Genomic DNA, 13,515 nt, shown 5'->3' on the forward strand with positions numbered 1-13,515 from the left:
CTTTACATCTGCCCCGCAACTTCCCAGTCGGTGTGCTGTGCACCGTCACCCGGCGCGCTGCGCGCATGAGCGGATTCCAAGAGGAGCAAACACTAGTGAATATCCAGGTCGATAACGCGGTCCTGCAGCAGCAGAAGAAGAAAACCTACATTTACGAGTGGTACGTGGTCGGCCTGTGCATGATCGCCTACATCTTTTCATTTGTGGATCGGCAGATCCTGGCGCTGATGATCGAGCCGATCAAAGCCGACCTGCAGATCAGCGACACCCAGTTCAGCTTGCTGCACGGGCTGGCCTTTTCGTTGTTCTACGCGTTCATGGGCATGCCCATCGCCTATCTGGCCGATCGCTTCTCCCGACCGAAGATCATCGCCGTCGGCGTGGTGTTCTGGAGCCTGGCGACGGCTGCCTGCGGCATGAGCAAGAACTTCCTGCACATGTTCCTCGCCCGCATTGGCGTCGGCGTCGGCGAAGCGGCCCTGTCGCCCTCGGCCTACTCGATGTTCAGCGACATGTCCCCAAGGAAAAGCTCGGCCGCGCAGTGGGCATCTACTCGATCGGCTCGTTCGTCGGTGGTGGCCTGGCCTTCCTGGTGGGCGGCTATGTGATCGCGATGCTCAAGGACATGAACACCATCGAGGTCGCCTTTCTCGGCGCGATGAAGGCCTGGCAGCTGGCGTTCTTCATTGTCGGCCTGCCCGGTATCGTGGTCGGCCTGTTGATCTGGCTCACCGTGCGCGACCCGGCGCGCAAAGGCCTGCAGGTCGATGCGCAGGGTCGGGCGAAGAAGGTCGCGATGAGCGATGGCTTGCGCTTCCTCGGCCGCCACCGTGCCACCTTCACCTGTCATTACCTGGGTTTTTCGTTCTACGCCATGGCCTTGTTCTGCTTGATGAGCTGGAGCCCGGCGCTGTATATCCGCAAATTCGGCCTGTCGCCGATGGAGGCGGGCTACATGCTCGGCACCGTGCTGTTGGTGGCCAACACCGCCGGGGTGCTGTTCGGTGGATGGCTCACCGATTATCTGGCCAAGAAAGGTCATCAGGACGCTGCCATGCGCACTGGCGTCATCGGTGCCCTCGGCATGGCGGTGCCGGCCGTGCTGTTCCCGCAAGTCGATCAACTGTGGCTGTCGGTGACCCTGTTGGTGCCAGCGATGTTCTTCGCTTCGTTTCCGATGCCGGCGTCCACGGCGGCGATGCAGATCCTTGCGCCGAACCAGGTGCGCGCACAGGTCTCGGCCGTGTTCCTGCTGATCAGCAATCTGCTGGGCCTGGGCCTGGGCACCACGCTGGTGGCGCTGTTGACCGACCGCTACTTCGGATCGCCCGCAGCAGTCGGTTCGTCGATGTCGCTGGTGATTGCCGGCGCGTCGGCATTGACCGTGCTGCTGCTATGGCGTGGTTGCCGTCATTTCCGCGAAAGCTATGCCCGTGAGCACCCGACCCGGGCTTGATTGGTCATAGTCCACGATCGGCGCCCCGGCCTCGCTCCTGTTAAAGGGAGCGGGGCCGAGGTGCTCCAGGTCAGGAGAACCCTTGATGTTGAATGATGTACACCTGTTGGAACGACATAGCCTGCTCAGCTCGGCCGATTACCGCGAGATCAAGGACAAGGTCAGCCAATACCTGTGCCCGCACAGCTTCAACGTGCTGCGTGACGAGCCCATTTACACCCGGCTCAACGGCGTATTCTTCGGCGATTCGGCGCTGCTCGACCTGCGCTATGGCGCGCCGGTGGAGATCACCATCGGCGACATTGCCGATCAGTACCTGTTTCGCATTACCTTGCAGGGGCATTGCGAGGTGGCCCACGGGCGGCGCAGCGCGGCGATGCAGTCGGGCTACCTGAGCGTTTCCTCGCCGTTCGCGCAAAGCCGCATCGTCACCGATGGCGAGTGCCGCAACCTGATCCTGCGTGTCGACCGTGATGCCCTGGAGACTCAACTGCAACGCCTGCTCGGCCGCAGTCTGCGGCAGTCGGTGATCTTTGATGTCAGCGTCGACCACCTGGGCGCCGGCGTCGTCAGCCTCTATCACACCCTGGACTACATCTGCCGGCTGTACGGCAGCGGCGTGGACGGTTTGCGCCTCGCCAGCGGCCTGTCCGAATACCTGATGCAACTGCTGCTCACACAGTTGCCGCACAACTACTCGGCGGATCTGTTGATCGACTCGCGCGCGCCGCTGCCGCACCACGTGAAAAAGGCCCGTGACTACATCGAGGAACACCTCGACCAACCGATCAGCCTGACGACCTTGAGCGAGCTATGTGGCGTCTCGGTGCGCACCCTGCAGAACGGCTTCAACCAGTTCCTCCAGCAGGCGCCGGTCGAGTACATCCGCGACCGTCGCCTGGCGGTGATCCACGAGTCGCTCAAGCAGGGCAGGGCTGGTGAAACCGTCACCGATATCCTGTTGCGTCATGGCATCAACAGCTTCGGGCATTTCTCCAGCGCCTATCGGCAACGCTACGGCTGTTTGCCGTCTGACACCCTGCGGTGGCAGAAGCATTGAGACTCCTGCGCAATTCGTCATTCGGCTGCGCAATCGGATGAGTCTGTGGCGGTGCGGCTCGATAGGATCGAGTCTCTAACAAAAAGGAGTATCTGCATGAATATTACCGTGCTGGGTGGTGGTCACGGCTGTTACGCCGCTGCTGTCGAAATGGCTGAAAAAGGGCACCAGACCCGCCTGTGGCGTCGAGACTGCGCCGCGCTCAAAGAGCTGCTGGTCATCGGCAGCCTGACCATCAAGGACTACAAGGGCACTCGCAAATTGTCCGTCGGAAAGCAGGGCGACAAGCTCTCGTTCACCGACGACCTGGCCGAAGCCCTGGGCGACGCGCAACTGGTGATCATCCCGCTGCCGTCGACCTCCCACGAAGACCTGGCCAAACACGTGGCGCCGCACCTGCACGACGGTCAGGTGGTGTTCCTGCCGCCGGGCACCTTCGGCAGCTTCGTGTTCGCCAAGGCCATGGCCGATGCGGGCAACCACAGCAAAGTCGCCTTCGCTGAAACCGGCACGCTGCCGTACCTGGTCCGTAAACACGGCGCCAGCGACCTGGTGATCAGCGGCTACGCCACCCGCCTGCCCACTGGCGTATTCCCCAGCAACCTGTCCGAGCATGCTTTCGCGGTGCTGCGCGAGGCCTACCCGAGCGTCGAGCCGATTGAAGACGCCCTGAGCGGTGCGTTGATGAACGCCGGCCCCATCATCCACCCGCCGCTGATCATGATGAACGCAGGTCCCCTGGAGCATTTCGAGGCCTGGGACATTCACAACGAAGGCACCCAACCGTCGATTCGCCGCGTGACCAACCAGCTTGATGCCGAACGCATGGCCGTGCGCGAAGCGCTGACCTACGGCGCGCCGCACTTCCCGCTGGCCGACCACTACAACACCAGCGAAGGTGACGAGTGGATGTACGGGCGCGGTGCCCACGGCAAGCTGACCGACAGCGGCGACTGGCGCGAAGACATCGATCTGCAGACGCATCGCTACATGCTCGAAGACACCCGCCTGGGCCTGTCCTTCCTGGTGTCCGTCGGCCGCTGGGCCGGTGTGCCGACCCCGGTGGCGCAGGGCCTGCTGAGCATTGCCTCGGTCGTCGCCTGTCGTGACCTCTACGCTGAAGGCCGCACCCTGGAAAACCTCGGTCTGGCCACGCTGAGTCGGGCGCAGATGACCGAGCTTCTGACCAAGGGCTACAACTGATGAACGCCGCGCTGCCCCACGTCAGCGTGGTCGGTGCCGGCCGGATGGGCGAGGGCATTGCCCTGGCGTTCATCCATGCGGGCCTGCCGGTCACCCTCATCGATATCAAGGATCGCGCCGAGGATGAGCGGCACGGCTACTTCGAGCGAGTGCGCAACAACATCCGCAGCGAACTGCAGATGCTGGTACGCCTCGGCGTGCTTGAGCTGGAACAGGCGGACATCGCGATATCCCGGTTGACGCTGCAATCCCGGTCCCAGGCCGCAGAGGCATTGCGCCTGTGCGACCTGGTGTTCGAAGCGGTGCCGGAGGTCATCGGGGTCAAGCAGCAGACCTTCGCCTGGGTCAGCGAGCATGTCCCGGGGTCGACGATCATCGCGTCGACCACCTCGACTTTCCTGGTCACCGAGTTGAGCGAAATGGTCAGTGAGCCGCAGCGCTTCGTGAATGCGCACTGGCTCAATCCCGCGTACCTGATGCCGCTGGTGGAAGTCAGCCGCAGCGAAGCGACCTGCCCGCAGGTGGTCGAACGGCTGCTGCAACTGCTCAAGCGGATCGGCAAGGTGCCCGTGGTGTGCAATCCGGTGGCTGGCTACATCGTGCCGCGCATCCAGGCATTGGTCATGAACGAAGCGGCACGGATGGTGGAAGAGGGCGTGGCCAGCGCAGAAGATATCGACACGGCGGTGCGCGTCGGCTTTGGTTTGCGCTTCTCGGTGCTGGGCCTGCTTGAGTTCATCGACTGGGGCGGCGGCGACATTTTGTACTACGCCTCGCGCTACTTGAGTGGCGCGCTGTCACCGCGTTTCGAATCGCCGCAGGTGATCGCCGACAACATGCAAAACGGCCGCAATGGCTTGCGCGATGGCCAGGGTTTCTACGACTACCGTGACATGGACGTGGACGCCTACAAGCAGCAGCGTCTCGGCGACTTTGTCCGCAAGCTGGAGTTGTCGGGGTTGACGCCAGCGTTCGATGGCGCCTTGAAGCAGGCTTGAGCATCAGGGCCCGGAGGCCGGGCCCTGACTGCATCACCAGCGGTCGAAATCCATCAATTTTTCGCCATCCATCTGACAGACCGCCTACCCATCGACCGCTCCGGGTTTCATTTTCACGACTCTAGAGTCCTGCCAGCGTTGCGACATAGAACCCCAAGGCTCAGTTCGCCTCTTCACATCCATGCACTGATTGCCAGCGCATCCTTGCCCGCAAAATCGCGCATGGCGAAATTTTGATACTACACGTCGAGTTGGCGGGAGCGATGAAGCACTGACGACGATTATTGTTTTCGCACAAAAGCAGGAAACAATAATCATGCTGCCGTTGATCAAAAGAATAGACAGTCACGTTCATTTCTATACATCACAAGACCTACGCCGAGTGGCCGGTTCGCTGCCCTATGCGTTACCTGAGCCGCATCCGCTGACTGCTTATCTGGATACATTGATCGATGCCGGAATTGCTCCGACGCTCCTCAATAACGTCCATTTGAGCATTCTGCCGGATTCAGAAAACGTATTTGCTTCATTTGACGAACTCAAGAATCTCCAGGCGGCCAACCCTCTGCGCTATGGGGACGTCAAATTGGTGGGGACGATCAAGGCAGAACCTGCTTACGCCACCCAGGAACGCCTCTCGCACCCGCAGGTGGTTGGCGCACGGATCGTTCTGCACGATGCAAGGCCTGAAACGGTTTCCGATACGCAATTCAGTGATGAGCAGTGGACGGCGTTTTATGGCCGCTTGCTACCACGCCAACATCTGCACATTTACGCGAAAGAAGCCGAGACGAATCTGCGCGTATTGCGCCAGATCCCTCGCGATGTGCGGGTCATTATCGATCACCTGGGCACTTGTCACAGCGAGCGTGACATCACCGAACCGGCCTACATCGCGCTACTCACTGAAGCCAGAGTACGAGGCAACGTGTGGTTCAAGGGCCCTGGCTATCGCACTTGCGTCCATCCCGAGGAAACAGCTCGTTTCGTCACGCAAATTGTTTGCGCAGTCGGCGCGGACAAGATTCTTCTGGAAGCAACGGATGCACCTCATGTTGGAACTGACAACAAGGGAGTTCCGTATTCCGGCCTCTTTAATCTGAACAGCGCTTTCAACTTTGTTGATGCCGTTGCACTGCATGTTTCCAAAGAAACCCGAATTCCTGTTGGCCAACTTCTGCGAGGAGCATCTGGCCAATGGGTAAGTTGATCTACGCCCACGCTCCCACTTCGAGATAACCAGCAATGACGAACATTACAACAAAAGACATCAACTTCACCGTCAAGTATGGCGATGAAACCCTGAGCCTCAAAGGCACGGTTTTTCAGCCAGAACAACTCGACGCCGCGGCGCAAAAACTGCCACCGGTCATCTTCAACTCCGGCTTCACCGGCGGGGTCACGATGTACGGCCAACTGTTCGGTCGCGCCCTGGCAGGCCTGGGTTATCGCGTCATGACCTACGACGTGGCAGGCTTTTTTTCCAACAAGCACATCCGTAATACCCTCGAGTCAGGTGACAAGGTCATCACCAACGTCATCCTCGAAGACCAGAAAGATGAAGTGCTCGGTGCCGTTGAATGGGCGCGCGAGAATTTCGGTGAGATGCCGGTGGTCGCATCGTGGGCGATGGGCTCGGTGGCAAGCCTCGGTGCAGTGGCTGAACTGGCCGCGGCCGGCGGTGAACAGATCCGCTTCTGGGTGCCGATGAGTTATACCAACATCCGCAAACTGCAAGCCTTGCGCGCTGATCAGGCTGCGGCTGACGCAGCCATCCAGCAACTGGCGGATAACGCGCCGATCCCTCCGTTCGACACCGGCACTGATGGGACCCGTCTCGGTTACTACCCGCTGGATCCTGAGACCCAGGCTTATGTCGATCAGCAACTGGGTGGCTACACCGAAGCGGGCGGCGCGGACCGTTGGCCGGGCTGCACCTACGTGACGGCGAAGTCCTACAAGTCCTATGTGGTGTATGACCCGGAGCAGTCCATCGAAGGTGCAAAAGGCTTCCCGCCCGCGCTGATCATCCATGGCGCCGACAACACCTTGCACATGCCGTCGGAGTCTGTGCGTCTGCACCAGAACTATCCGGGCGATGCCGGCCCGAACGCGCTGATCATTTCGCACATGCAACATGGCCAGCAGAATCAGGTCGACAGCCCTGTGTTCAAGTCGATGATCCAGAGCATCGATGAAGCCATCCGCGCGCGCGGCTGATCCGCTCGCCATTCTCCTGCGAGACCTCGGGCGTCGAGGTCTCGCAGCGATTTCCAGCATCGCGGGGTGTATTGCTCCCGTCGTTCTGATCTGTCGTAACGCTTCGGCAGGGCTGGTTCGCTGTCTCAACGATTGAATCTGGCTGAATGCATGCTCAACCCCTAACATGGCGGGTGCAAAGCCACTTCTTCGGGTGGCCCAGGCTGTTCACTTGAATGGCTGCCCCCCATGAAAGGATCTGGCGATGACAGCCCCCAGTGAGTCAGCGACGTCTGTGAATAGCCACACAACCAAGCGAATCGGGCTGCTGATTCTCCCTCAGTTCTCCATGATGGCCCTGGCGGGTGCCAGCGAGCCTTTGCGCGCGGCCAATCGACTGTCCGGCAAAACGCTTTATGAGTGGACCCTGCTCACGGAGTCGGGCGGACCGGTCAGCTCCAGCAGCGGTATCGAAATCCAGACCGTGCCGATTGATCAGGCGCCGGAACTGGATCGCGTTTTTGTCCTGGCGAGCCTGGACATCGAGCATCAGAAACCACCCAAAATGCTGCGCTTCCTGCAGCGCGCAGCGTCCCGCGGGATCACCGTCGGCGCACTGAGCACCGGTACGTTCATCCTCGCACGCGCAGGCTTACTGGAAGGCAAGCGCTGCACCTTGCACTGGGAGTCCATCGGCCAGTTTTCGGAGGAATTCCCCACGATCGAAGTCACCAGGGAGCTGTACGTCAACCATGGCAACCGCTGGACGTGTGCCGGCGGGACGGCGGCCATCGACCTCATGCTGGCACAAGTCGCGCTTGATTTCGGTAACCAGCTCGCGGCGAGCATCGCCGAGCAATTTCTGCACGCCAGGATACGCGCGCCGGAAGAGCATCAGCGGATGTCGATCCAGTGGCGGTTCGGCATTCACGATCGCAGGCTGACAGCCGCCATCGCCTTCATGGAGAACAATCTGGAGAACATCGTCGGCATCGAAGAGATCGCCGACCGTTGCAATCTGTCCCACCGTCAACTCGAGCGGTTGTGGCATCAGCACTTCGGCATGACGCCGAAGAAATTCTATCTGGAGCTCAGGTTGAACGAAGCACGCCGGTTGCTGCGTGAAAGCACCCAGCCCATTGCGTCCATTGCCTACAGCTGTGGGTTCGTCTCGGCGTCACATCTGGGTGCTGCTTACCGTCGTGTCTGGGGATGTACGCCCGGTGAAGAGCGGCGGAAATTTGATGATGCTCACTCCTGATTTCAGTCACTGAGTGCATGGGTCAACAACCGTCAACCCCCTGAAAAACCTCTGAACCAATCCTCTCTGCAAAATCCCATAGCAAGCTAATGACTCGGCCCGACAGGCGGTGCGCTCTGACAAGCCTGGGTCATTTGGCGATCCCGCATACTTGCGCCCTCAATCGACCCTGCGCCTTGCATTGCGAGTTGGCTTGCCGCGTGACGTCGTTTTTTTGATAGAAATCGTCGAACTCGAAGCTCAGAGTGCCTACGGTAGCGCGGTAATGTTTCCTACAGATCCGGCGTTCAATTCCAGATGCGCGACCGATAAAAACAACAATGACGTACAGAAGGCATAACAACCATGGAAACCTTGAGTTTCATTCTGGAAAACGGCGGGCTGATCAGTCTGCTACTCGGGCAGCACCTGCTCATCGTGGCGGTTGCGGTGGGTTTGGCGATTCTGACGGGCGTGCCTGTCGGGATCGCGATCTCCCAGCACCCCAGAACGCGTCGCTGGGTCCTGGCCTTCGCCGCGGTCCTGATGACCATTCCCTCCGCCGCGCTGTTCGGGCTGATGATTCCGGCCCTGTCGCTGATCGGCTACGGGATCGGCGTCGTGCCGGCGGTCATTGCGCTGTTTCTCTACTCCCAATTGCCCATCATCCGCAACACCACCACTGCGATCTCCAACATCGATCCGGCCTTGCGCGAAGCGGCGATCGGGATGGGCATGTCGACCGGGCAACGATTGCGCAAGGTTGAACTGCCGATTGCGGTCCCGCTGATCATGGCGGGCGTGAGGATGGCGACCGTCATCAACATCGGCATCGCAGCCATCGCGGCCTACATCGGCGCCGGCGGCCTGGGCAGCCTGATCATTCGCGGCATCGCGCAATCGGATACCCGACAGCTGTTGGCCGGCGCGATCGTCATCAGTGTCATCGCCATTGCGGCCGATTACGCGTTGTACGGCTTGCAGCGCCTGCTGACGCCAAAAGGCTTGAACAAGAACAAAGTGGCCACCGGCCGAATGAAGGAAGCTACGACGTGATCCAGATCGAAAACCTGAACAAGCAATTCGGCTCAATCACTGCAGTAGAAGATGTCTCATTCAATGTTGAAGAGGGGCAGATCTGCGTACTGCTTGGGCCGTCGGGCTGTGGCAAGACCACGACGCTGAAAATGATCAACCGACTGATCACGCCTACCTCCGGCACGATCAGAATCGGCGGTCGCGACACGTCCGAACTGGACAGCGTCACCCTCAAGCGCTCCATCGGCTATGTGATCCAGCAAGTCGGCCTGTTCCCGAACATGACCGTTGAGGAAAACATCTGCGTCGTTCCCAATCTGTTGGGATGGGACAAAACCAAAAGCCGAAAGCGCGCCGCGGAGTTGCTGGAAGTGGTCGCGCTGGATCCGTCGAAATTTCTCAAGCGCTATCCGTGTGAACTTTCCGGTGGTCAACAGCAACGCGTAGGCGTGGCCCGGGCCCTGGCAGCGGATCCGCCCGTGATGCTGATGGACGAGCCCTTTGGCGCGATCGACCCGATCAACCGGGAAGTGATCCAGGACGAGTTCATGCGCATCCAGCGCCTCGTCAACAAGACCGTCCTGTTTGTCAGTCACGACATCGATGAAGCGGTGAAGATGGCGGACTGCGTCGCCCTGTTCCATAACGGAAAAATCCAGCAGTTCGGCAGCTCGGATGATCTGCTGGCCCGGCCCAACAGTGAGTTCGTGGCGAACTTCATGGGTGGCGACCGGATCATGAAGCGCCTGCGTCTGCTGCGCGCGGCTGACGTGGCCAGCAAGGTCCCGCCACGGGAACACATGCAGATCGTTGGCGGCAACAGCGCTGTTTTTTCGCAATCGCACCTGATCGTCAAGCCAGGGGATGACCTGCGCCAGGTGCTTTCGCAACTGCTGGGTCGCGGCCAGGACTGGGCACTTTGCAACGACAGCGACGGGCGCTTTATCGGCTATGTCCACCAGGCCGACATCCTGGCACGACTTGTTGAAAACATTACTCCGGTGGTGCACTGAAGATGTCTGACTTACTGATCAGATTGTGGGAAGGGCTGCAGTTTTACTGGGGCGACATCAGCTACCTGACGGTCCAGCATCTGCAGATCGTGGCGGTCAGTGGGGTCCTGGCCCTGGTCATCGCGCTGCCGTTGGGTGTGTGGATGAGCCGTCCGGCGAACCAGCGTTACGCCATGGCCAGCATGCAGGTCCTTAACGTAGGGCAGGCGATTCCCAAGCTCGCGTTGCTGGCGTTGGCCATGAGTTTGATTGGTGTCGGTAGCGGCGCGGCCATCATCGGGTTGTTTGTCGCGACGTTGTTGCCCGTGGCAGTCAACACCTATGAAGGCTTGCGCGCCGTGCCGCAGCACTTGGTCGAAGCGGCCGAGGCCATGGGTATGACGCCACGGGAAACGCTGTGGAAAGTTGAAATTCCGAACGCGATGAACGTGATTTTCGCGGGCATCCGCACGGCGCTGGCGATCAACGTCGGTACCGCGCCGCTGGCCTTCCTGGTCGGTGGCGGCGGGCTGGGCGAGTTGATCTTTACCGGGATCGACTTGAACGACTTCGGCATGATGCTGGCCGGTGCCGCGGCGACCGCGCTGTTGGCGATTGCGGTCGATCTGGGCTGCGGCTTGATTCAAAACATTGCAGTGTCACGGGGCTTGAGGTTGACCGGGCGCGAGTGAATCCGATGACCATGGACAAAACCAATAATATGAGGTGCACGATGATTTATCGAATGCTGGCCAGTCTGATCTTTACCCTGAGTCTTGTTTGCGGTGTTGTGGGCAGTGCTTCTGCCAACAACACGATTGTGGTCGGCGGCAAGAAGTTTACCGAGCAGCAATTGGTTGCCGAGATGACCACTCAACTCCTGCGCGCCAATGGCTACAGTGTCGATAAACGCCCGGACCTGGGTTCTTCCGTATTGCGCGCGGCGCAAGAGAATGGTCAGGTCGATGTGTATTGGGAATACACCGGCACTTCGCTGATTACTTACAATAAAGTCACGGACAAGCTCAATGCTGACGAAACGTACAAGAAAATCAGCGAGCTTGATGCGCAGAAAGGCATCACCTGGTTGAATCCTTCCAAGGCTAACAATACCTACGCCTTTGCCATGCGCAAGGAAGAGGCAGAGAAGGATGGAGTCGCTTCGATCAGCGATCTTGCCAAGAAGATCGAAACAGGCAAGTCCTATAAATTTGCCTCCAATGCTGAATTCTTTTCCCGGCCTGATGGCCTGCGTCCCTTGCAAGAGACCTACAAGTTTGAATTTGAGCGCAAGAACATCGTCCGCATGGACGGCGGGCTGACCTATCAGGCGCTTCGAGACGGGCAGGTCGATCTGGCCTTGGTCCTGTCGACGGATGGGCGGATTCCGGCCTTCGGCTTTGTGGTGCTGCAAGACGATAAAAGCTTCTTCCCCAGCTACGCGCTGACCCCGGTTATTCGCACTGAAGTGTTCAAGGCGAATCCAAAGATCGGCGAGTTGCTCAACGCACTGTCGTCCAAGCTGGATGACGACACCATCGCGGGTCTCAATTCCCGGGTCGATGTCGGCCGTGAATCCATCGAGAGCGTGTCCAAGGAATTTCTGCAAAAGAGCAAGTTGCTGTAGAAACTGCCGAAGGCTGCGATCTTCGACATTGTCTTAAGAGCTTTCCAGGGCCGGCGGAATAACCCCGGCCTTTTTTCCCTGCCTCCCATCCACTCCCTTGCACCTCTATCAGGTGCGAGCCGGTTTCGTTCGCCTGTACCCACTCGGAGAATAAAAGTGCAGTTGAATAAAAAGTTCGTGGCGTGCGCGTTTTTGCTAATGGCGGCAAGTGCTCAGGCGGATGACGGTATCGACCGCATGAGTCTCGCCGATATGCGTCATGCGTTGAATGCCGGGACCCTCAGTTCCGAGCAACTGGTCCAGCATTACCTCAATAACATTCAGGCGAACAATCACCAGGGCCAAAACATCAATGCACTGGTGACCATCAATGAACAGGCAATCGATCAGGCCCGCAAGTGGGATGCTGAACGGGCAAAAAACCCCACTGCCAGGTACGCACCGCTGGCCGGCATTCCATTCGTGGTGAAGGACAACTTTGACACCGCTGGTATGGTCACCTCCGGTGGTTCCTTCGTGCTGCGTTCGTCGGTGCCAAGCCAGGATGCCTTCACCGTCAAGAAGCTGATCGACGGGCAAGCCATTCTGCTCGGCAAAGCCAACCTGTCGGAACTGGCCGCGTCCTTTGGCTGGTTTGGCTACAGCTCGTTTGGCGGCCAGACGCTGAATCCGCGGAACACCAAGCGGGATGCTTCCGGCTCCAGCAGCGGTTCTGCCGCCTCGGTGGCGGCGGCGTTTGCCCCCTTCGCGCTGGGGTCGGACACGAGCGGCTCGATCCGGGCGCCGGCCAGCGTCACCGGCACGGTGGGTTTTCGACCTTCGCTAGGGCTGATCAGTCGTAGCGGCATCATTCCGCTGTCGCTCGCGTTCGATACCGCCGGCGTCATTACCAACAGCGTGCTGGATCAGGCCATCGTGCTCGATGCGATCAAGGGCCAGGACAAAGGCGATCCGGCGACCCTCGACCTTGCTGCAGATAAAATACAGTTCGAACCGGCACTGAGCCGTTCCTCGCTGCAAGGCAAGGCCATTGGGGTGATCACCAATTTCAAGGGGGCGAATCCGGAGGTGGACGCGGTCTTTAAAACGGCGCAGGAAACCCTCGGCAAGCGCGGTGCGCATGTCGTCTCCATCGAATTGCCAAAAGCCTTTGAAACCCTATGGAGCGATGTGCTCGGGCCAGTAGGAGAGGGTGAGTTCAAGCCGCAATTCGAACGCTACCTCGCCACCCTCAATCCGAACCAACCGCGAACGCTTGTGCAGTTTCTCGACCTGGCCAAACAAAATCAGGCGCAAAACGCTGCGCACGGGATGAACCCGGCACGCCTGGCCGGACTGGAAACGCTAGCGAGTGCCACCAGCACCGATTCACCCCAGTACATCTCCATTCTCTCCCGGAAGATTCCACAGTTGCGCGCGCAACTGATGGACGTCATGAAGAACAACAAGGTGGACAGCCTGTTCTTCGCGACCATCAACTGCCCGGCTTCGGTGGTGCACGGTGTGAGCGATGACAGTTACGTGTGCAAGTCCGGCGATACCTACGCGTCGTCGTACATTGCCTCGGCCACGGGATTTCCCGAGATCACCGTTCCGGCAGGCATCATCGAGGGCAACCTGCCGGTCGGTGTTTCGTTCCTGGGCGGCTACGGCGAAGACGCCAAGGTGGTTGGTTTCGGCTACGCGTTCCTTGGGCGGTAAT

General features: G+C 59.6%; 11 protein-coding genes and 1 pseudogene. All 12 read left to right on the top strand.

Annotation, left to right across the window (positions count from 1 at the left end; genetic code table 11):
- The first annotated feature begins 95 nt into the window (after positions 1–95).
- The 12 genes and pseudogenes from KGB28_RS03155 (at position 96) to KGB28_RS03210 (ending at position 13,514) form a co-directional block, all read left to right on the top strand.
- Positions 96–1,456: pseudogene (locus tag KGB28_RS03155) on the top strand (spinster family MFS transporter).
- 85 nt (positions 1,457–1,541) lie between these two features.
- Positions 1,542–2,516, top strand: a complete 975-nt coding sequence (locus tag KGB28_RS03160) for an AraC family transcriptional regulator (RefSeq protein ID WP_223442236.1) — start codon at positions 1,542–1,544, stop codon at positions 2,514–2,516.
- Between the two features lie 96 nt (positions 2,517–2,612).
- Complete coding sequence (locus KGB28_RS03165) at positions 2,613–3,719, top strand: NAD/NADP-dependent octopine/nopaline dehydrogenase family protein (protein WP_223442238.1); 1,107 nt, start codon at positions 2,613–2,615, stop codon at positions 3,717–3,719.
- Complete coding sequence (locus KGB28_RS03170; protein WP_223442240.1) at positions 3,719–4,717, top strand: 3-hydroxybutyryl-CoA dehydrogenase; 999 nt, start codon at positions 3,719–3,721, stop codon at positions 4,715–4,717. Before KGB28_RS03165 ends, KGB28_RS03170 begins: the two co-directional genes overlap by 1 nt.
- A 316-nt stretch (positions 4,718–5,033) precedes the next feature.
- Entirely contained in the window at positions 5,034–5,927 is an 894-nt protein-coding gene (locus tag KGB28_RS03175) for an amidohydrolase family protein (protein WP_223442242.1), read from the top strand.
- Positions 5,928–5,962: 35 nt separating this feature from the next.
- Positions 5,963–6,937, top strand: coding sequence for an alpha/beta hydrolase (locus KGB28_RS03180; RefSeq protein ID WP_223442243.1), 975 nt, complete (start codon positions 5,963–5,965; stop codon positions 6,935–6,937).
- A 244-nt stretch (positions 6,938–7,181) separates the two neighbouring features.
- On the top strand, positions 7,182–8,177 hold the full coding sequence (locus KGB28_RS03185) for a GlxA family transcriptional regulator (RefSeq protein ID WP_223442246.1): 996 nt from the start codon (positions 7,182–7,184) through the stop codon (positions 8,175–8,177).
- Positions 8,178–8,522: 345 nt separating this feature from the next.
- A complete protein-coding gene (locus tag KGB28_RS03190; protein ID WP_218433270.1) occupies positions 8,523–9,212 on the top strand; it encodes an ABC transporter permease in 690 nt (229 codons plus the stop codon).
- Entirely contained in the window at positions 9,209–10,207 is a 999-nt protein-coding gene (locus KGB28_RS03195) for an ABC transporter ATP-binding protein (RefSeq protein ID WP_150725508.1), read from the top strand. Before KGB28_RS03190 ends, KGB28_RS03195 begins: the two co-directional genes overlap by 4 nt.
- Positions 10,208–10,209: 2 nt before the next feature.
- The gene (locus KGB28_RS03200; RefSeq protein ID WP_223442249.1) at positions 10,210–10,878 is read left to right on the top strand and encodes an ABC transporter permease; all 669 of its coding nucleotides are present in this window, start codon (positions 10,210–10,212) and stop codon (positions 10,876–10,878) included.
- A 5-nt stretch (positions 10,879–10,883) separates the two neighbouring features.
- The gene (locus KGB28_RS03205) at positions 10,884–11,813 is read left to right on the top strand and encodes a glycine betaine ABC transporter substrate-binding protein (RefSeq protein WP_223442252.1); all 930 of its coding nucleotides are present in this window, start codon (positions 10,884–10,886) and stop codon (positions 11,811–11,813) included.
- Between the two features lie 156 nt (positions 11,814–11,969).
- Positions 11,970–13,514, top strand: coding sequence for an amidase family protein (locus KGB28_RS03210; RefSeq protein WP_223442254.1), 1,545 nt, complete (start codon positions 11,970–11,972; stop codon positions 13,512–13,514).
- Position 13,515: the final 1 nt, after the last annotated feature.

This window comes from Pseudomonas sp. BF-R-19 (genome assembly GCF_019956445.1).
Taxonomy (GTDB): Bacteria; Pseudomonadota; Gammaproteobacteria; order Pseudomonadales; family Pseudomonadaceae; genus Aquipseudomonas; species Aquipseudomonas fluorescens_BH.